This is a genomic window from Pseudomonas sp. FSO-7 (assembly GCF_059579345.1).
Genome location: NZ_CM184193.1, coordinates 5,658,857 through 5,678,426, shown reverse-complemented (window position 1 = coordinate 5,678,426; position 19,570 = coordinate 5,658,857). Strand labels below are relative to the sequence as shown.

Here is a 19,570-nt window from a genome sequence, read left to right as displayed (position 1 = left end):
GAGCAGCATCATGTCCGAAGTTAACCTGTCCACCGACGAAACCCGCGTCAGCTACGGCATTGGCCGTCAGTTGGGCGACCAACTGCGCGACAACCCACCACCGGGTGTCAGCCTGGACGCGATCCTGGCCGGCCTGACCGACGCGTTCGCCGGCAAGCCAAGCCGCGTGGGCCAGGACGAGATGTCCGCCAGCTTCAAGGTCATTCGTGAAATCATGCAAGCGGAAGCCGCCGCCAAGGCTGAAGCCGCTGCTGGCGAAGGCCGTGCGTTCCTGGCGGAAAACGCCAAGCGTGACGGCATCACCACCCTGGCTTCCGGCCTGCAATTCGAAGTGCTGACCCAGGGTGAAGGCGCCAAGCCGACCCGTGAAGACCAGGTGCGTACCCACTACCACGGCACCCTGATCGACGGCACTGTGTTCGACAGCTCCTACGATCGCGGCCAGCCAGCTGAATTCCCGGTAGGCGGCGTGATCCCAGGCTGGACCGAAGCACTGCAACTGATGAATGCCGGCAGCAAATGGCGCCTGTACGTGCCGAGCGAACTGGCTTACGGCGCTCAAGGCGTTGGCAGCATTCCACCGCACAGCGTGCTGGTGTTCGACGTCGAGCTGTTGGACGTACTGTAAGACCCTAAATAGCTGTGGGAGCGAGCTTGCTCGCGATGGCGGACTTACATTCAACATCCCAGTTGATTGTCACACCGCTATCGCGAGCAAGCTCGCTCCCACGGGGTTTGATGCTTCATCCATGGAACCTGCCGCTGAAATCACCCGTAGGGCGCAACGCCCGGGCATAGCAGAACAGGAACAGATTGCGCACCAGTTCCTTGAGCACCAGCGGCTCACTGGAATTGAGGCTGTTGAGGTCCAGGTCTCCTTGGTCCTGCAGCTCGTTCAAGGCTTCTTCTTCAAGCACCGCACAGACTTCCCCGGTTTCCCGATGCAGGATCCTGAGGTAGGGATGTGGGCGGTCCAGCCAGGCATCGATCAAATAAGTCATGGTTCTCATCTCCTTGATGGTTTCGATGAGAATAATTCTTATTCGCTAAATAGCAAGTCTCTATTGGCGTTGCGATTGTTTTTCTGACGATGGGTTGTGGTAGCTCAAGGCGCCTGGCGCTTGGCTAACACCCGGGAAATAGGGCTGAAGCGGGGAGGGTGAAGCTCCATCCCACACGCGGGGCATGGGATGGAATACAGCCGAATCAGACCTTTCTGACGAACTCGGATTTGAGTTTCATCGGGCCGATGCCGTCGATCTTGCAGTCGATGTCGTGGTCGCCGTCGCACAGGCGGATGTTCTTGACCTTGGTGCCGACCTTGACCACCAGTGACGTGCCCTTGACCTTGAGGTCCTTGATCACGGTGATGGTGTCGCCGTCCTGCAAGACATTGCCGACCGAATCTTTCTTCACGGTGTCGTCGGACGCCGCTTCAACGTCGCCGCTGGCGGACCATTCGTGGGCACACTCCGGGCAGACCAGTTGGGTGCCGTCTTCGTAGGTGTATTCGGAATTGCATTTCGGGCAGGGAGGCAACGTGCTCACTAAGGTTCCTTGGGTATCAGGAGGGCAAAAGGGCGCACATTATATAGGGTTTTGTTGCTGGGAGGGTGATGTGGGGCTTTTGTGGCGAGGGAGCTTGCTCCCGCTGGGCTGCGAAGCAGCCCCCTTATGGCACGTGCGGTCGCTGCGCAACCGAGCGGGAGCAAGTTCCCTCGCCACAAAAGTTCGTCGTTGCCGTTGCAATCAGTGAGTACGGGCGACCGCAAACTCGCTCAATTCCACCAGCGCATCGCGGTATTCGCTGGGCGGCAGGGCGTCGAGGCATTTGATCGCGCGGGCGACGTAGTCCCGGGCCAGTTTCGCGGTGTACTCCAGCGAGCCGGAAGCTTCGACCGCGATGCGGATGCTTTCCAGGTCTTCGATCCCGCCTTTCTGGATCGCCTGGCGTACCAGCGCCGCCTGTTCCGGCGTGCCCTCGCGCATGGTGTAGATCAGCGGCAGGGTCGGCTTGCCTTCGGCCAGGTCGTCACCGACGTTCTTGCCCAGGGTCTCGGCATCACCCTTGTAGTCGAGCAGGTCATCCACCAACTGGAAGGCCACGCCCAGGTGGTCGCCGAAGGTGCGCAGCGCTTCGCTCTGCTCGGCGCTGGCGCCGGCCAGGGCCGCGGCGCTGTGGGTCGAGGCTTCGAAGAGCATCGCGGTCTTGCCGCGGATGACTTCCATGTAGGTTTCTTCCGTGGTGCTGGCATCGCGCACCTTGGACAACTGCAGCACTTCGCCTTCGGCGATGATGCGCGTGGCCTGGGACAGGATCTTCATCACCGGCATCGAGCCCAGCTCGACCATCATTTCGAACGAGCGTGAATACAGGAAGTCGCCCACCAGCACGCTTGGGGCATTGCCCCACATGGCGTTGGCGGTCGAACGGCCACGGCGCATGCCGGACATGTCGACCACGTCGTCGTGCAGCAGGGTCGCGGTGTGCAGGAATTCGATGGTGGCGGCCAGCAGGCGCATGTCATCGCCTTCGCGACCCAGGGCCTTGCCACACAGCAGCACCAATAAAGGACGCAGGCGTTTACCGCCCGCCGAAGTGATATAGTCGCCGATTTTCGATACCAGCGGCACTCGGGAAGTCAGCTGCTTCTTGATGATGCCGTCGACGGCGCTAAAATCGTCCGCCACCGCGCGGTAGAAAGCTTGGGGTTGCATCAGCGACAGGTGCTCCAGAAGGGTTGCGCGGCATGCTAGGACCCACGTCCGCAGGTGTCAAGGCGCGATGGACGGCTACTTGCAAGGGGCTCTTGGCTTGCGTACAATCGCGCACCCTGAACTTCCTGGGCAGCACCTGCCTTACGCAATTGCATCCGGGCCTTCCAGCCCATGCAGCCATGCCAGCCAATACCTCTTCTTATAAAGCGCTGGGTGAGCAGGATTATCGGAGAAATACCATGTCGTACGCAGTAATTGTTACTGGTGGCAAGCAATACAAGGTCGCCCCAGGTGAATACCTGAAGATCGAAAAACTGGAAATCGCTACCGGCGAATCCGTGACTTTTGATCGCGTTCTGTTGGTCGCCAATGGCGATGACGTGAATATCGGCGCTCCAGTCGTTGCTGGCGCTACCGTTGTGGCTGAAGTGATCTCCCAAGGTCGTCACGATAAAGTCCGCATCATCAAGTTCCGTCGTCGTAAGCACCACATGAAGCGCATGGGCCACCGCCAGTGGTACACCGAGATCAAAATCACCGGTATTCAGGCTTAATTTCAGCCTAATTCCTCACTAGGAGAATTGAACTCATGGCACACAAAAAAGCTGGTGGTAGTACCCGTAACGGTCGCGACTCAGAAGCCAAACGCCTTGGCGTGAAGATGTATGGCGGCCAGGCTATCAAAGCAGGCAACATCATCGTGCGTCAGCGCGGCACCCAATTCCACGCTGGCTACGGCGTGGGCATGGGTAAGGATCACACCCTCTTCGCTAAAGTCGAAGGCGTGATCAAGTTCGAAGTAAAAGGCGCCTTCGGTCGTCGTTACGTAAGCGTTATCGCAGCTTAATTGCGAGACCGCTGGAAAAGCCCTGTCTTGCGACGGGGCTTTTTCGTTTGTGGGGTGAGTCTCTTGCAAAACTGTTTGTATGGGCTGTCGGCGCTGCGGTTGGGGCGTGTCATCAGGTCGCTGCGCTCATTTTTGCAAGAGTCTTATGTCTTGTTTTTTTGGCTCGTCCGTATGGCGAGAGGCGTGTGTCATGAAGTTTGTTGATGAAGTATCGATTCGAGTGAAGGCCGGCGACGGCGGCAATGGTTGCATGAGTTTCCGTCGGGAAAAGTTCATTGAAAACGGTGGCCCGAACGGCGGTGACGGAGGTGACGGCGGCTCGATCTACATGCTCGCCGATGAAAACCTCAACACCTTGGTCGACTACCGTTACACCCGGCACTTCGATGCCGAGCGTGGCTCCAACGGCGGCAGTACCGACTGCACCGGCAAGAAGGGCGAAGACCTGATCCTGCGCGTGCCAGTCGGCACCACGGTGATCGATTCGGCCACCCAGGAAGTGATTGGCGACCTGACCAAGGCCGGCCAGCGTCTGCTGGTCGCCCATGGCGGCTGGCACGGCCTGGGCAACACCCGTTTCAAGTCCAGCACCAACCGTGCGCCGCGCCAGACCACGCCAGGCAAGCCTGGCGAGCAGCGTGACCTGAAGCTGGAAATGAAAGTGTTGGCCGACGTGGGTCTGCTGGGCTTGCCGAACGCCGGTAAAAGCACCTTCATTCGCTCGGTGTCGGCGGCCAAGCCGAAAGTGGCCGATTACCCGTTCACCACCCTGGTGCCGAACCTGGGCGTGGTCAGCGTCGACCGCTGGAAGAGCTTCGTGATCGCCGACATTCCGGGGTTGATCGAAGGGGCTTCCGAGGGCGCGGGCCTGGGGATTCGTTTCCTCAAGCACTTGTCCCGTACCCGCCTGTTGCTGCACCTCGTCGACATGGCGCCGCTGGATGAAACCGATGCTGCCGATGCTGCTGAAGTCATTGTCAACGAGCTGACCAAGTTCAGCCCGGCCCTGGCCGAGCGTGACCGTTGGCTGGTGCTGAACAAGTGCGACCAGATCCTCGAAGAAGAGCATGAGGAGCGGGTCAAGGAAATCGTCGACCGCTTGGAGTGGGAAGGTCCGGTCTATGTGATCTCGGCCATCGCCAAGGAAAACACCGAGCGCCTCTGCCACGACATCATGCGCTACCTGGAAGATCGCGCTGATCGCCTGGCCAATGACCCGGTCTACAAGGAAGAGTTGGCCGAGCTTGACCAGCGCATCGAAGACGAAGCCCGTGCCCAGTTGCAGGCGCTGGATGACCAGCGTGCCCTGCGTCGCAGCGGCGTGAAGTCGGTCCATGACATCGGTGACGACGATTGGGATGAGGAAGATGTGGATGACGAAGACGGTCCGGAAATCATCTACGTTCGCGACTGATGCAGCTTAGTTGAAACCAATATCTGTGGGAGCGAGCTTGCTCGCGATTGCAGGGGGTCAGCAATGTTGATGGCGGTTGACACACCGCTATCGCGAGCAAGCTCGCTCCCACAGGTTCAAGTGTTTCAGTGCAGTGTTATCATCGCCGGCAAGCCGGTTCCCAAGGCGCCGCTCATTCGAGCGGCGTTTTGGTATCTGTAAAACGCAAATACGAATAATCCCATGGGCGGCGCTGGGTCGCGCCGTTCGCTGGCAAAGGTTGAAGATGATGCGGAGCAAGGTGACGGGGGCGCGGCGCTGGGTCGTGAAGATCGGCAGCGCACTGCTGACAGCGGATGGCAAGGGCCTGGATCGCCAGGCGATGGCGGTGTGGGTCGAGCAGATGGTGGCCTTGCATGAGGCTGGCGTCGAGCTGGTATTGGTCTCTTCCGGCGCTGTGGCCGCCGGTATGAGCCGCCTGGGCTGGACGTCGCGACCCAGCGCGATGCATGAGCTGCAGGCCGCCGCCGCCATCGGCCAGATGGGCCTGGTGCAGGCTTGGGAATCAAGCTTTGCCGAGCACGGTCGCCATACGGCGCAGATCCTGCTGACCCACGACGACCTGTCCGACCGCAAGCGCTACCTCAATGCCCGCAGTACCTTGCGGGCGCTGGTGGAGCTGAAAGTCATCCCGGTGATCAACGAGAACGACACGGTGGTCACCGACGAGATCCGTTTTGGCGATAACGACACCCTGGCGGCGCTGGTGGCGAACCTGGTGGAGGCGGACCTGTTGGTGATCCTCACGGATCGCGACGGCATGTTCGACGCCGATCCGCGCAATAACCCCGATGCCAAGCTGATCTACGAAGCCCGTGCCGACGACCCGGCGCTGGATGCGGTGGCGGGTGGCACGGGCGGTGCGCTGGGGCGTGGCGGCATGCAGACCAAGCTGCGTGCGGCACGCCTGGCGGCGCGTTCCGGGGCTCACACCATCATTGTCGGCGGTCGGCTGGAGCGGGTGCTGGATCGTCTGAAGTCGGGCGAGCGCATTGGCACCTTGCTTTCTCCGGAGCGCGGCATGCTGGCGGCGCGCAAGCAGTGGCTGGCCGGGCACCTGCAAACCCGCGGCACCCTGGTACTGGACGCTGGCGCCGTGTCGGCCTTGTCCCAAGGCAACAAAAGCTTGCTGCCGGTGGGCGTGAAGCTGGTCCAGGGCAGTTTCCGTCGGGGCGAAATGGTGGTGTGCGTGGCGCCGGACGGTCGCGAGATCGCCCGTGGCCTGGCCAACTACAGCGCGCTGGAAGCGCAGAAAATCATCGGTCAGTCGTCTGATGCGATTGTCGGTCTGTTGGGTTACATGGCGGAGCCCGAACTGGTCCACCGTGACAACCTGATCCTCGTCTAAGGAAAAATCATGGGTTTGGCAAAAGGATTGATCGGCTTGCTGCTGGCAGTGCCGCTGCTGGCTTCGGCCGAGGAAATCGGTCAGGTGTCGACCGTGTTCAAGTTCGTCGGGCCGAATGACCGGATTGTGGTCGAGGCGTTCGATGATCCCAAGGTGGAGGGCGTGACCTGCTACCTGTCGCGGGCCAAGACTGGCGGTGTAAAAGGCGGCCTGGGCCTGGCCGAGGATCGCGCCGAGGCGTCCATCGCCTGTCGCCAGGTCGGGCCCATCAGCTTCAAGGGTGAGCTCAAGGATGGCGAGGAAGTGTTCCGCGAGCGCACTTCTCTGGTGTTCAAGACCATGCAGGTGGTGCGGTTCCTCGACAAGAAGCGCAATACACTCGTGTACCTGGTCTACAGCGATCGCGTGATCGAGGGCAGTCCGCAGAATGCGGTGACGGCGATTCCGATCTTGCCTTGGCGTTAAGGATCGAATAACGGGCGGGCCGATCGGCTCGCTTTTTAATGTCCATGGATGTGTTGTGCTTTTGGCGCGAAGGGATTCGTATGCGTGCGTTTTTGCTGCTGTTGCTATTGGGTTGTTCAGTTTCCGCCGGGGCCCTGGCGGAACCGTTTTATGGCGCTAAGCCCCTGGCGCACCCGGTGATAAAAAACTCCCAGGAGAGCGGGGTGACGCTGGCGTTTATCCGCGAGGCGGAGGGTGTCGTCGGCTACTCATGCCTGTGTGACTCACCGGACGGTGTCCCGCAAGTGCTCGACACCTATGGCGATGCGAGCATCGAGTCGGTGTTCTACGCCAGTCTCGACAGTGATCTACAGACGTTGATCGTGCTGTCCCGCATCAATGGGCGATCTGCACTTCACGGTTATCGCTTCGTGCCGGCCACTGGCAGGTATCGCCGGCTCGAGCCGCTGCAGCCGGTACTGGATCGTATTGTCGCTGAGCGCAAGGTCCTCACTGCCGCGCTGGTCCAGAAAGCGCTGGGCAAGTTGCCGCCCTACGATTACAGCGCTGTGTTACCCAAGACCGGTATCGCCGAGTTCGACACGCTGGAGCCGGCGAGTGGCACCCTGGTGGGCTACTTCGGTGTCGATGGTGTCCCGGCGTCTACGGGGCAACCGGCAGAGGACCCTCATCGCGATACCTACAAAAAGACCTTCCAGCAGCGCGAAGGGCGCTGGCTCACGCTGACGTATGAGCGCGTGCCGCCTCGGGACGAGGATGTGGGTGCTGCCTATAGCGTCAGCCGGATGGCTTGGGAAACCCGGCCGGAGGTGTACCAGGGCTCCGAGGATGGGGTGTGGGCATTCTTGGGTAATGGTCGGCTCTGGGCGCTGGGTTCGTATGCCCAGGGCAAGAGAGTGGGCAAGTGGATGGAGTTCGACGAGTCGGGCTATGCGTCCACGGGCGCCTATGTGGATGGATCGCGCCAGGGGCCGTGGGTCGTCAGGGAGGGTGGTACGGTTTCCAAGGGCATGATCGTCGACGATTTCTATGAGGGGCGCTGGACGATCAAGGGGCGCGACGATGAGGGGGAGATGTCTGGCTTCGATACTTACAAGCACGGTGATTTTGACGGGCCTTCCGAGCGTGTGCGTCAGGGTGAGGTCATCCAGCGTGGCGAGTTCGTGGCGGGAATGCAGCACGGGGACTGGATAATGCCCTGGGGGGAGGGGCGTTATGTGCGCGGTGTCCGGGAAGGTCGTTGGACATCGAAGGTGGAGGGCGGTGGTGTCCAGACCGTGGACTATGTCGCCGACAAGAAGTCGGGTGAGTTGCGTGAAGTGGATGCCGCGGGGCTGTTGCGGCTCGTCGAGCATTACCGCGCGGGTGTATTGGATGGGTTGAAAGAAACCTATGGGGCGAATGGCAAGCTCACCTATTCGGCCAACTATGCCAATGGTCAGATCGAAGGGCGGGCGTTGACCTACACCGATGACGGTGCGGTGCTGCTGTCGGATATCTCGTGGCGCCAGGGTTCGCGAGAGGGCGCTTTTCGTCTCTATCACCCCAACGGCCAGCCCGATACGGTAGCAACCTACGAGGGGGATGAGCCCATTGGCAACGTGCAATCATTCGATGCCAATGGCGTGTTGATCGCGGACCGGAACTATTGCCATGTGTCTGACGGGAAATACACCCGTATCAAGCTTTGCGGCAAGCAGCGCGGGGCTTTCAACAATGGTCATTTCGACTCGGAGAGTGATTACCTGTTCGGTAATGAGCAAAGTGCTCGCTACGCCCAGGATGGGCGCACCGTCCGGGAGGTGCTGCTGGAGCCTGGTGATCGCGTGATGCGCAAGGAGTACTACCCCGACGGTCAGTTGAAGTTCTCCGAGGCCAAGCAGGGCTTTCGACTGATAACGGTCGAGGGGCGTGAATACAAGGACTACTCCTACGCCAAGCGTGAAGGCGAGACGGTCTACTACTACCCGACGGGCGTGGTCGAGCGCCGCATGAACTTCAAGGATGACAAGATAGTGGGGTGTTACACCGGCTACGATGAGGCAGGCGTACAGAATTTCCCGCCACCGGGAGGTTGCCCTCCGCCCAAGCCGGTGGTTTTCAATTTTGGTGAGTAGGGTTGCCACGAAGGTTGTGAGCACAAGATCCAGTGTGGGAGCGAGCCTGCTCGCGATGACGGCAGTGCAGTCACCATCCCCATCATCTGGCCTACCGCTATCGCGAGCAAGCTCGCTCCCACAGGGGAAAGGTGATCTGGTAGGAGGTAAATCGCAGGCAATAAAAAACCGACCCTGAGGTCGGTTTTTTAACGAGCGCGTCGCTTAGGCAGCAGCGGCAACGTTCAGGGCCTTTACGTGGCCATTCAGGCGGCTCTTATGGCGAGCAGCCTTGTTCTTGTGGATGATGCCTTTATCGGCCATGCGGTCGATAACTGGCACAGCCAGAACGTAAGCAGCTTGAGCTTTTTCAGCGTCTTTTGCGTCGATGGCCTTGACTACGTTCTTGATGTAGGTACGGACCATGGAACGCAGGCTGGCGTTGTGGCTGCGACGCTTCTCAGCCTGTTTTGCACGTTTTTTGGCGGAAGGTGTGTTGGCCACCGTCGAGCTCCTCGAAAGACTTTTTGGGAAATAGCAAACAAAATAGGCCGCGAATCATGCCGATGAGTTGAAGTCTTGTCAAGGGCGGGTGACGCGTTCCGCTGAATGGCAGGTGCTGCGCACCGAAGGATTTCTTTCCGGCGTGCGACCTGTAAACTCGCGGGCTTTGGCTCTGCACTGTTTAGCGGCGCGGAGTATCGCACAAGTGGGCGCGTTGTTCGCCTGCTGTTTATCGACAGGCAAAAACTCTTTTCATGAATCTGCTCAAATCGTTGGCCGCCGTCAGCTCTATCACGATGCTTTCCCGCGTCCTGGGGTTCGTTCGCGATACGCTGATCGCACGGCTATTCGGTGCCGGGATGGCGACGGACGCCTTCTTCATCGCCTTCAAGCTGCCCAACCTGTTGCGACGGATCTTCGCCGAAGGGGCGTTCTCCCAGGCCTTCGTACCGATCCTGGCGGAATATAAAAGCCAGAAAGGCGACGAGGCAACCCGCACATTCATTGCCTACGTCACGGGGCTGCTGACCTTGGTGCTGGCGCTGGTCACGGCCGCCGGCATGCTCGCCGCGCCCTGGGTGATCTGGGCCACCGCGCCGGGCTTCACCGACACCCCGGAAAAATTCCAGCTCACCTCCGACCTGCTGCGGGTAACCTTTCCTTATATATTGCTGATTTCCCTGTCGTCCCTGGCGGGGGCGATCCTCAACACGTGGAACCGCTTTTCCGTGCCGGCCTTTGTGCCGACCCTGCTCAACGTCAGCATGATCGTCTTCGCCGTGTTCCTGACACCTTACTTCGACCCGCCGGTGATGGCCCTGGGCTGGGCAGTGCTGGTCGGTGGCCTGGCGCAACTGCTCTATCAACTGCCGCACCTGAAAAAGATCGGCATGCTGGTGCTGCCACGGCTGAACCTGCGCGACAGCGGCGTGTGGCGGGTGATGAAGCAGATGCTGCCGGCGATCCTGGGGGTGTCGGTGAGCCAGATTTCCCTGATCATCAACACCATTTTCGCCTCATTCCTGGTGGCCGGCTCGGTGTCGTGGATGTACTACGCCGACCGCCTGATGGAGTTGCCGTCCGGTGTGCTGGGCGTGGCCCTGGGCACGATCCTGCTGCCAACCCTGGCCAAGACCTACGCCAGCCAGGACCGCCACGAATACTCGCGGATTCTCGATTGGGGCCTGCGCCTGTGCTTTGTGCTGGTGTTGCCGTGTGCCCTGGCGCTGGGGATCCTCGCCGAGCCGCTGACGGTCTCGCTGTTCCAGTACGGCCAATTCAATGCCTTCGATGCCTTGATGACCCAGCGGGCACTGATCGCTTATTCGGTGGGCTTGCTCGGGATCATCGTGATCAAGGTGCTGGCGCCAGGGTTCTATGCCCAGCAGAACATCCGCACGCCGGTGAAGATCGCCATTTTCACCCTGGTGATGACGCAGTTGTTCAACCTGTTGCTCATCGGCCCGCTGGCCCACGCCGGCCTGGCCCTGGCGATCAGCGCCGGCGCCTGCCTCAACGCCGGGCTGCTGTTCTACCAGTTGCGCAAGCAGAAGATGTATCAACCGCAGCCGGGCTGGGGCAAGTTCGGCCTCAAGCTGTTGGTCGCCGTGGCGGTGATGTCGGCGGTGTTGCTGGGGGCGATGCATTTCATGCCGGCCTGGGGCGAAGGGCAGATGCTCGAGCGTTTCCTGCGCCTGGGGGCGCTGGTGGTGGCCGGCGTGGTGGCGTATTTCGGCATGTTGCTGCTGATGGGGTTCCGTCTGCGCGACTTCAATCGCAAGGCCTTGGGCTGAGGACGGGCCCTGGATAATCCCGGGCCGGGCAGCGGTTTTGTCGGTTCGATCACTTTGGGGTGCGGTGTTGCCTGTCGTCGGCCGCCGGGTGTGGTTATAATCGGCCACTTTATGAGCAAGAAGCGCGTTATGCAGCTGGTTCGAGGCCTCCACAACCTGCGCCCCCAGCATCGGGGCTGTGTCGCCACTATTGGCAACTTTGACGGTGTTCACCGTGGCCACCAGGCTATCCTGGCGCGACTGCGCGAGCGTGCGCTGGAGTTGGGCGTGCCCAGCTGCGTGGTGATTTTCGAGCCGCAGCCACGGGAATTTTTCGCTCCGGACACCGCCCCGGCCCGTCTGGCCCGGTTGCGGGACAAGCTGCAACTGCTGGCCGCCGAAGGCGTCGACCGGGTCCTGTGCCTGGCCTTCAACCAGCGCCTGAGCAAGCTCAGCGCCGCCGAGTTCGTCGATACCATCCTGGTGGACGGTCTCGATGTGAAGCATCTGGAAGTCGGCGATGATTTCCGTTTCGGTTGCGACCGGTCCGGGGATTTCGATTACCTGCAACAGGCCGGCATCGCCCAGGGTTTCACCGTCGAAGCGGCGCAGACCGTCGAGATGGATGGCTTGCGCGTCAGCAGCACCCAGGTCCGCAATGCCCTGGCGGCGGCCGACTTCGAATTGGCCGAGCGCTTGCTCGGTCGGCCGTACCGGATTGCCGGGCGGATCCTGCACGGGCAGAAACTGGCGCGCCAATTGGGTACGCCGACGGCCAACGTGCAGCTCAAGCGTCGTCGTGTGCCGCTGACCGGGGTGTTCCTGGTGAGTGTCGAGATCGACGGCAAGACCTGGCCCGGCGTCGCCAACATCGGCGTGCGACCCACGGTCCAGGGCGATGGCAAGGCCCACCTTGAAGTACATGTTCTGGATTTTGCCGGCGATCTGTATGACCGGCGTTTGACGGTGGTTTTCCACCATAAGCTGCGTGAAGAGCAGCGTTTTGCCTCTCTGGAGGCGCTCAAGACGGCGATCCATGCAGATATCGCCGCCGCCCGTGCCCTTGTCGCAACCAGCGCCAATCGCTAATGAAGAGCCTTAAATGACCGACTATAAAGCCACGCTAAACCTTCCGGACACCGCCTTCCCAATGAAGGCCGGCCTGCCTCAGCGCGAACCACAGATTCTGCAGCGTTGGGACAGCATTGGCCTGTACGGAAAGTTGCGCGAAATTGGCAAGGATCGTCCGAAGTTCGTCCTGCACGACGGCCCTCCGTACGCCAACGGCACCATCCACATCGGTCACGCGCTGAACAAGATTCTCAAGGACATGATCATCCGCTCCAAGACCCTGTCGGGTTTTGATGCGCCGTATGTCCCGGGCTGGGACTGCCATGGCCTGCCGATCGAGCACAAGGTCGAAGTGACCCACGGCAAGAACCTGGGCGCGGACAAGACCCGCGAGCTGTGCCGCGCCTACGCCACCGAGCAGATCGAAGGGCAGAAGTCCGAGTTCATCCGTCTCGGCGTGCTGGGCGACTTCGCCAACCCATACAAGACCATGGACTTCAAGAACGAAGCCGGCGAAATCCGTGCCCTGGCGAAAATCGTCGAGGGCGGCTTCGTGTTCAAGGGCCTCAAGCCGGTGAACTGGTGCTTCGATTGCGGCTCGGCCCTGGCCGAGGCGGAAGTCGAGTACGAGAACAAGAAGTCCTCGACTATCGACGTCGCGTTCCCGATCGCCGATGAAGACAAGCTCGCCGCCGCTTTTGGCCTGGGCAAGCTGGCCAAGCCGGCGTCGATCGTGATCTGGACCACCACCCCGTGGACCATCCCGGCCAACCAGGCGCTGAACGTCCACCCGGAATTCAACTACGCCCTGGTCGACGTTGGCGACAAGCTGTTGGTGCTGGCCGAAGAACTGGTCGAGTCCTGCCTGGCCCGCTACAACCTCGAAGGTTCGGTGGTCGCCACCGCGCCGGGTTCGGCGCTGGAGCTGATCAATTTCCGTCATCCGTTCTACGACCGCCTGTCGCCGGTGTACCTGGCCGACTACGTGGAGCTGGGCGCAGGCACTGGCGTGGTTCACTCCGCGCCGGCCTACGGCGTCGACGACTTCGTGACCTGCAAGAAATACGGCATGGTCAACGACGACATCCTCAACCCAGTGCAGAGCAATGGCGTATACGTACCGTCGCTGGAGTTCTTCGGCGGCCAGTTCATCTGGAAAGCCAACCCGGCCATCGTCGACAAGCTGACCGAAGTCGGCGCGCTGCTGCACACCACCGTCATCGAACACAGCTACATGCACTGCTGGCGGCACAAGACCCCGTTGATCTACCGCGCCACCGCGCAGTGGTTCATCGGCATGGACAAGCAGCCCACCAGCGGCGACACCCTGCGCCAGCGTTCGCTCAAGGCCATCGAAGAAACCCAGTTCGTGCCAGCCTGGGGCCAGGCGCGCCTGCACTCGATGATCGCCAACCGTCCGGACTGGTGCATCTCCCGCCAGCGCAACTGGGGCGTGCCGATCCCGTTCTTCCTGAACAAGGAAAGCGGCGAGTTGCACCCGCGCACGGTCGAACTGATGGAAGTCGTGGCCAAGCGCGTCGAAGCCGAAGGCATCGAAGCCTGGTTCAAGCTCGATGCCGCTGAGCTGTTGGGCGATGAAGCGCCGCTGTACGACAAGATCAGCGACACCCTGGACGTCTGGTTCGATTCCGGCACCACCCATTGGCACGTACTGCGTGGCTCGCACCCGATGGGCCACGAGACCGGCCCGCGCGCCGATCTGTACCTGGAAGGTTCGGACCAGCACCGTGGCTGGTTCCACTCCTCGCTGCTGACCGGTTGCGCCATCGACAACCACGCGCCGTACCGTGAGCTGCTGACCCACGGCTTCACCGTCGACGAATCTGGCCGCAAGATGTCCAAGTCCCTGGGCAACGTGATCGCGCCGCAGAAGGTCAACGACACCCTGGGCGCCGACATCATGCGCCTGTGGGTGGCCTCCACCGACTATTCCGGCGAGATGGCCGTTTCCGAGCAGATCCTGCAGCGCAGCGCGGACGCCTACCGGCGGATCCGTAACACCGCGCGCTTCCTGCTTTCCAACCTGACCGGTTTCAACCCGGCCACCGACCTGCTGCCGGCCGAAGACATGCTCGCGCTGGACCGTTGGGCCGTGGACCGTACCCTGCTGCTGCAACGCGAATTGCAGGAACACTACGGTGAATACCGCTTCTGGAACGTCTACTCCAAGATCCACAACTTCTGCGTGCAGGAGTTGGGTGGCTTCTACCTCGACATCATCAAGGACCGCCAGTACACCACCGGCGCCAACAGCAAGGCGCGCCGTTCGTGCCAGACCGCGCTGTTTCACATCAGCGAGGCCCTGGTACGCTGGATCGCGCCGATCCTGGCGTTCACCGCCGACGAGCTGTGGCAGTACCTGCCAGGCGAGCGCAACGAGTCGGTGATGCTCAACACCTGGTACGAAGGCCTGACCGAACTGCCGCAAGGCTTCGAGCTGGACCGTGCGTATTGGGATCGCGTCATGGCGGTCAAGGCCGCGGTCAACAAGGAAATGGAGATCCAGCGCGCGGCTAAGGCCGTCGGCGGCAACCTGCAGGCCGAAGTGACCCTGTATGCCGAAGACGCCCTGGACGCCGACCTAGCCAAACTGGGCAACGAGCTGCGCTTCGTACTGATCACCTCCACCGCCAGCGTTGCACCTCTCGTGCAGGCGCCGGCCGATGCGGTGACCACTGAAGTCAGCGGCCTGAAGCTGAAGATCGTCAAGTCGAACCACACCAAGTGCGCCCGCTGCTGGCACTGCCGCGAAGACGTCGGCGTGAACCCGGAGCATCCGGAAATCTGTGGCCGTTGCGTCGACAACATCAGCGGCACTGGCGAGGTTCGCCACTATGCCTAACGCAGCGGGCCGTTTCGGACGGCTGGGCTGGCTCTGGTTGAGCGTGCTGGTACTGGTCATCGACCAGGCCAGCAAGTTCTACTTTGAAAGCTCGTTGACCCTGTACCAGCAGATTGTGATCATTCCTGATTACTTCAGCTGGACCCTGGCCTACAACACCGGGGCGGCGTTCAGTTTCCTGGCCGACAGTTCCGGCTGGCAGCGCTGGCTGTTCGCCCTGATTGCCGTCGTGGTCAGTGCCGTGCTGGTGGTCTGGCTCAAGCGCCTTGGGCGCAATGAGACCTGGCTGGCCGTGGCGCTGGCCTTGGTGCTCGGTGGGGCCTTGGGCAATCTCTATGACCGCATCGCCCTGGGCCACGTCATCGATTTCATCCTGGTGCACTGGCAGAACCGCTGGTATTTCCCGGCGTTCAACTTTGCCGACAGCGCCATCAGCGTGGGCGCCGTGATGCTCGCCCTGGACATGTTCAAGAGCAAGAAAACCGGAGAAGCCGTCCATGACTGAGCAGCGTATCGCTCAAAACACCGAAGTGAAGCTTCACTTCGCCCTGCACCTGGAAAACGGTGACACTGTCGACAGCACCTTCGACAAGGCTCCGGCAGTGTTCAAGGTCGGTGATGGCAACCTGCTGCCAGGCTTCGAGGCGGCGATCTTCGGTTTCAAGGCCGGTGACAAGCGCACCGTGGTCGTACCACCGGAAAACGCCTTTGGTCAGCCCAACCCGCAAAACGTGCAGACCATGCCACGCTCCCAGTTTCAGGACATGGAATTGTCCGAGGGCCTGCTGGTGATCTTCAACGACGCGGCCAATACCGAACTGCCGGGCGTGGTGAAGGCGTTCGACGACGCCCAGGTGAACGTGGACTTCAACCATCCGTTGGCGGGCAAGACCTTGAACTTCGAAGTGGAAATCCTCGAAGTGAAGGCGGTTTAAGGTTTTAACGGGCAGTTCCTGCTGCCACCCGATTCACTGTGGGAGCGAGCTTGCTCGCGATAGCGTCGGATCAGTCAATATTGACGTTGACTGATATACCGTCATCGTGAGCAAGCTCGCTCCCACACTGGATTGCCCTGATTCAATTTCTTGCGCGCAAGACACGAGGCACAGCATGCAAATCAAACTCGCCAACCCCCGTGGCTTCTGCGCCGGTGTGGACCGGGCGATCGAAATCGTCAACCGCGCCCTGGAAGTCTTCGGGCCGCCGATCTATGTGCGCCACGAAGTGGTCCACAACAAATTCGTCGTCGAAGACCTGCGCAGCCGCGGGGCGATTTTCGTCGAGGAACTGGACCAGGTGCCGGACGACGTCATCGTGATCTTCAGTGCCCACGGGGTTTCCCAGGTCGTGCGCAGCGAAGCCGCCGGCCGTGGCCTGAAGGTGTTCGACGCGACGTGCCCATTGGTGACCAAGGTGCACATCGAAGTGGCGCGCTACAGCCGTGACGGTCGTGAATGCATCCTGATCGGCCATGAAGGCCACCCGGAAGTCGAAGGCACCATGGGCCAATACGATGCCAGCAACGGCGGTGCGATCTATCTGGTCGAAGACGAGGAGGACGTTGCGGCCTTGCAGGTGCGCAACCCCGATAGCCTGGCTTTCGTGACCCAGACGACCCTGTCCATGGACGACACCAGCCGGGTGATCGACGCCCTGCGTGCGCGCTTCCCAGCCATCGGCGGCCCGCGCAAGGATGACATCTGCTACGCCACCCAGAACCGTCAGGATGCGGTCAAGCAACTGGCCAACGAATGCGATGTGGTGCTGGTGGTCGGCAGCCCGAACAGTTCCAACTCCAACCGCTTGCGCGAGCTGGCGGAGCGCATGTCCACGCCCGCTTACCTGATCGACGGTGCCGAGGACATGCAACGCAGCTGGTTCGAGGGCGTCGAGCGCATCGGCATCACCGCCGGTGCTTCCGCGCCGGAAGTCCTGGTGCGTGGCGTGATCCAGCAATTACAGGCCTGGGGCGCCACCGGTGCCGATGAACTGGCCGGTCGCGAGGAGAACATCACGTTCTCGATGCCGAAAGAGCTGCGCGTCCGCTCCTTGCTTTAAGTCCTTTTTCGCACAGCGCCTGTTGGGCTTCGACGCTCTCCAGGCGCACGCGACCGGAAGGCGCCAGTATCACTTGATGGTGGCTGACCGGCCCGCGTTTGGCGCAGACATGCAGCGTGCCTGCCTGGAATGCGCCGCTGGGGTGCAGGGCTTCCCCCTGGCTGCCGAACCTCACCCGGCGTTTCACCGGCCAGTTGCCAATCACCCGGGCGCTGGCGCGGCGCTCCATCAGCACGGTTTTCTCCTTGTCGTCCAGGGTCATTCGCCAGCCTCGGCCCCAATCGTTGTCTATCCCCTTGAGCACGACCGTCCGGTTGCGCGCGATGGCTTCGCTGCGCGCAGTGCGCAACCCGCTGATCAGCAACTGCGCGGTATCCTCGCGTTCGATGGATTCGATCAGCTCTTTGTAGCCCGCGCCGGCCCACGGCAGAACAATTGCGGCAATTGCCAGTCCCATGAGCAGTTCGATCAGGCTGAAGCCCTGTTGATACATGACGTCTCCTCCCTGGAGAGCGTGAAGCTACGCGATAGTGCAAGAACTCAGTGTTGGGGAGCCTGTTGTGGCGAGGGAGCTTGCTCCCGCTGGGCTGCGCAGCAGCCCCAAAATAGCGGCCGCTACGCGCTGGAGCGCCAGCCCGGCCGAGCGGGAGCAAGCTCCCTCGCCACAAGCGGTGGTTTGTTCTAGCGTGTAGAAGCAGGTATAGCCGACGGCAACGGAGGGCATCGATGGATCTTCGTACAAAAGGTTTCACGCTGATCGAGGTGCTGGTGGCCCTTGGCGTGCTGCTGATCCTGATTACCCTGGCGGTGCCGGCCTTTACCGGATCGATGCAGGGCACCAAGGCCGATACCGAGATTGGCGATCTGCGCCGGGCGCTGAACTTTGCCCGCATGGAGGCGATCGACCGTGGTATCACCACACGTATCCGCCCCACGGCCCAGGGCAGCGTCTGGAGCGGTGAACTGACGGTGTATGACAGTACTGGCACACCGGCCAATGTATTGCGGGTTGTTCCAGCAATGGGCAGCGGCGCGACTCTGACGCTAACCTCAGAGGTGAACAACATCGATTTCAACAATCTCGGCGGGTTATCGGCACCGGCCACGCCGGTGAGTTTCAATTATGTACGAGGGGCGCAGAGCAGGACGCTGAGTGTTTGCCTCAATGGACGAATCGTATTGAGTGGAAGTTGCGGATGAAGGATTGCAGTAAAAGGGCGCAGGAGGGCATGACGCTGATCGAGGTGCTGGTGGCGGTGCTGATTCTCGGCGTCGGCTTGCTGGGGGCGGCGATGGTCCAGCTCAATGCGCTCAAGTACACCGACAGTTCGCGCATGACCAGCCAGGCCAGCTTCATTGCCTATGACCTGCTGGACCGCATTCGCGCCAACTCCAGCGCCGACTACACCATTACGCCGCCCAGCTCGCCGAACCTCAACGTGGCCCGGGACCAGGACCTCTACGATTTCAAGACCAACATCATCGCCTTTGGCGGTGCCACGGCCACCGGCACCATTGCGCTGAACCAGCGGGTCTACACGATTACGATTTCCTGGGACGACGCCCGGGCCGCCAACACCAGCAACGCGACCGAGGCGCGGCGCAGCTTTGTGCTGACCAGCCGCGTCGCCGTCGATCCGCTGGGGACGCCGCCATGAACAGGCGTTGCCGGGGATTCGGCCTGATTGAATTGATGATTGCCCTGGTGCTCAGCCTGATCGTCATCCTGGGTGTCGTGCAGATTTTCATCGCCGCCAAGAACACCTACATCAGCCAAAACGCGGCGGCGGTGATGCAGGAGGACGCCCGGTTCGTCCTGAGCAAAATGGTCCAGGAGATTCGCATGGTGGGCATGTTCGGTTGTCTGGGGAACATTACCGATGCTTCCACGGCCAATGATTTCAATGCCAGCCAGATCACCCCTATCCGTTGGGATAACGCCAACCGGAGATTGACCCTGGTGACCGCCGACATAGGGAGTGGCGGCAACGCTCCGACCTGGACCGTCGTCTCCGATTGCCGCACCTCGGCGACGGCCTATACCAACGCGCGGTTACCGGCGGCGGGGCAGTTGGCCTTCCCGATCCGCCGACTGGTCTACAGCTTCAACAACAACCAATTGCTGCTGGGCAGCGGCGCCGGCAATCCGCCGACCCTGTCGGTGCTGGTGGACAATGTGCGGGCGTTCGACGTGACGTTCGGCGTGGCCGGCAGCGCGACGGACATCGCGGCGTCGAGTTACACCAGCAACCCGGCTGACCCGGCACTGATCCGCAGCGTGCGCCTGACCCTGACGCTTTTTGACCCGAGGAACGCGGTGCGCGAGCAGACCTTCAATGTGGTTGCCGCCTTGCGCAACCGGTTGCTATGAAGGA

The 19,570-nt window shown here is 61.3% G+C and carries 21 protein-coding genes; 16 read left to right on the top strand and 5 right to left on the bottom strand.

Features of this window, described 5'->3' with window-relative positions; all coding sequences use genetic code 11:
* Positions 1-10: 10 nt before the first annotated feature.
* Entirely contained in the window at positions 11-628 is a 618-nt protein-coding gene (gene bamJ / locus AC515T_RS24890) for a BamJ family beta-barrel-assembly machinery protein (protein ID WP_122564948.1), read from the top strand.
* Positions 629-743: 115 nt separating this feature from the next.
* Here bamJ and AC515T_RS24885 read toward each other — a convergent pair whose 3' ends face one another.
* The 3 genes from AC515T_RS24885 to AC515T_RS24875 form a co-directional block, all read right to left on the bottom strand.
* Positions 744-1,001, bottom strand: coding sequence for a PA4570 family protein (locus AC515T_RS24885; protein ID WP_003205743.1), 258 nt, complete (start codon positions 999-1,001; stop codon positions 744-746).
* A 205-nt stretch (positions 1,002-1,206) separates the two neighbouring features.
* Positions 1,207-1,548 carry a zinc ribbon domain-containing protein YjdM gene (locus tag AC515T_RS24880; protein WP_496530389.1) on the bottom strand — a complete coding sequence of 114 codons (342 nt, stop codon included), beginning with the start codon at positions 1,546-1,548 and terminating at the stop codon, positions 1,207-1,209.
* Positions 1,549-1,749: 201 nt separating this feature from the next.
* Complete coding sequence (locus AC515T_RS24875) at positions 1,750-2,718, bottom strand: polyprenyl synthetase family protein (RefSeq protein WP_072411888.1); 969 nt, start codon at positions 2,716-2,718, stop codon at positions 1,750-1,752.
* A 239-nt stretch (positions 2,719-2,957) separates the two neighbouring features.
* On the opposite strand from AC515T_RS24875, the gene rplU reads away from it, so the two are divergent.
* The 6 genes from rplU (at position 2,958) to AC515T_RS24845 (ending at position 8,948) form a co-directional block, all read left to right on the top strand.
* Complete coding sequence (gene rplU / locus AC515T_RS24870) at positions 2,958-3,272, top strand: 50S ribosomal protein L21 (RefSeq protein ID WP_003176051.1); 315 nt, start codon at positions 2,958-2,960, stop codon at positions 3,270-3,272.
* 35 nt (positions 3,273-3,307) lie between these two features.
* Entirely contained in the window at positions 3,308-3,565 is a 258-nt protein-coding gene (rpmA, locus tag AC515T_RS24865; RefSeq protein WP_003205738.1) for a 50S ribosomal protein L27, read from the top strand.
* A 190-nt stretch (positions 3,566-3,755) separates the two neighbouring features.
* Complete coding sequence (gene cgtA / locus AC515T_RS24860; RefSeq protein ID WP_496530388.1) at positions 3,756-4,979, top strand: Obg family GTPase CgtA; 1,224 nt, start codon at positions 3,756-3,758, stop codon at positions 4,977-4,979.
* 268 nt (positions 4,980-5,247) lie between these two features.
* On the top strand, positions 5,248-6,366 hold the full coding sequence (gene proB, locus AC515T_RS24855) for a glutamate 5-kinase (RefSeq protein WP_496533192.1): 1,119 nt from the start codon (positions 5,248-5,250) through the stop codon (positions 6,364-6,366).
* 9 nt (positions 6,367-6,375) lie between these two features.
* On the top strand, positions 6,376-6,831 hold the full coding sequence (locus AC515T_RS24850) for a CreA family protein (protein WP_122564942.1): 456 nt from the start codon (positions 6,376-6,378) through the stop codon (positions 6,829-6,831).
* Positions 6,832-7,007: 176 nt separating this feature from the next.
* On the top strand, positions 7,008-8,948 hold the full coding sequence (locus AC515T_RS24845; protein ID WP_496530387.1) for a toxin-antitoxin system YwqK family antitoxin: 1,941 nt from the start codon (positions 7,008-7,010) through the stop codon (positions 8,946-8,948).
* Between the two features lie 204 nt (positions 8,949-9,152).
* Here the strand turns inward: AC515T_RS24845 and rpsT are convergent, their stop codons facing one another.
* Positions 9,153-9,431 (bottom strand): 30S ribosomal protein S20, encoded by a 279-nt coding sequence (rpsT, locus tag AC515T_RS24840; RefSeq protein WP_003185593.1) that lies wholly within the window; start codon positions 9,429-9,431, stop codon positions 9,153-9,155.
* Between the two features lie 254 nt (positions 9,432-9,685).
* Here rpsT and murJ point away from each other — a divergent pair, with 254 nt between their 5' ends.
* The 6 genes from murJ to ispH all read left to right on the top strand — a co-directional run bounded on the left by murJ (position 9,686) and on the right by ispH (position 17,195).
* On the top strand, positions 9,686-11,224 hold the full coding sequence (gene murJ, locus AC515T_RS24835) for a murein biosynthesis integral membrane protein MurJ (protein WP_496530386.1): 1,539 nt from the start codon (positions 9,686-9,688) through the stop codon (positions 11,222-11,224).
* A gap of 129 nt (positions 11,225-11,353) precedes the next feature.
* Positions 11,354-12,292 (top strand): bifunctional riboflavin kinase/FAD synthetase, encoded by a 939-nt coding sequence (gene ribF, locus AC515T_RS24830; RefSeq protein ID WP_053125376.1) that lies wholly within the window; start codon positions 11,354-11,356, stop codon positions 12,290-12,292.
* A 13-nt stretch (positions 12,293-12,305) separates the two neighbouring features.
* Complete coding sequence (gene ileS / locus AC515T_RS24825; RefSeq protein ID WP_496530385.1) at positions 12,306-15,137, top strand: isoleucine--tRNA ligase; 2,832 nt, start codon at positions 12,306-12,308, stop codon at positions 15,135-15,137.
* On the top strand, positions 15,130-15,642 hold the full coding sequence (lspA, locus tag AC515T_RS24820; RefSeq protein ID WP_092257339.1) for a signal peptidase II: 513 nt from the start codon (positions 15,130-15,132) through the stop codon (positions 15,640-15,642). Before ileS ends, lspA begins: the two co-directional genes overlap by 8 nt.
* Positions 15,635-16,072: an FKBP-type peptidyl-prolyl cis-trans isomerase gene (locus AC515T_RS24815; protein WP_496530384.1), complete on the top strand. Its 438-nt coding sequence runs from the start codon at positions 15,635-15,637 to the stop codon at positions 16,070-16,072. The genes lspA and AC515T_RS24815 overlap by 8 nt, the downstream gene beginning before the upstream one ends.
* Before the next feature lie 175 nt (positions 16,073-16,247).
* Entirely contained in the window at positions 16,248-17,195 is a 948-nt protein-coding gene (gene ispH / locus AC515T_RS24810) for a 4-hydroxy-3-methylbut-2-enyl diphosphate reductase (RefSeq protein WP_496530383.1), read from the top strand.
* Here the strand turns inward: ispH and AC515T_RS24805 are convergent.
* Positions 17,149-17,688: a GspH/FimT family pseudopilin gene (locus AC515T_RS24805; RefSeq protein WP_496530382.1), complete on the bottom strand. Its 540-nt coding sequence runs from the start codon at positions 17,686-17,688 to the stop codon at positions 17,149-17,151. The genes ispH and AC515T_RS24805 overlap by 47 nt on opposite strands.
* A 233-nt stretch (positions 17,689-17,921) precedes the next feature.
* Between AC515T_RS24805 and AC515T_RS24800 the strand changes: the two genes are divergently transcribed.
* The 3 genes from AC515T_RS24800 to AC515T_RS24790 are packed head-to-tail and all read left to right on the top strand — an operon-like array spanning position 17,922 to position 19,566.
* A complete protein-coding gene (locus AC515T_RS24800) occupies positions 17,922-18,395 on the top strand; it encodes a GspH/FimT family pseudopilin (RefSeq protein WP_496530381.1) in 474 nt (157 codons plus the stop codon).
* A complete protein-coding gene (gene pilV / locus AC515T_RS24795; protein ID WP_496530380.1) occupies positions 18,392-18,853 on the top strand; it encodes a type IV pilus modification protein PilV in 462 nt (153 codons plus the stop codon). Before AC515T_RS24800 ends, pilV begins: the two co-directional genes overlap by 4 nt.
* Positions 18,850-19,566, top strand: coding sequence for a PilW family protein (locus AC515T_RS24790; protein ID WP_496530379.1), 717 nt, complete (start codon positions 18,850-18,852; stop codon positions 19,564-19,566). The genes pilV and AC515T_RS24790 overlap by 4 nt, the downstream gene beginning before the upstream one ends.
* Positions 19,567-19,570: the final 4 nt, after the last annotated feature.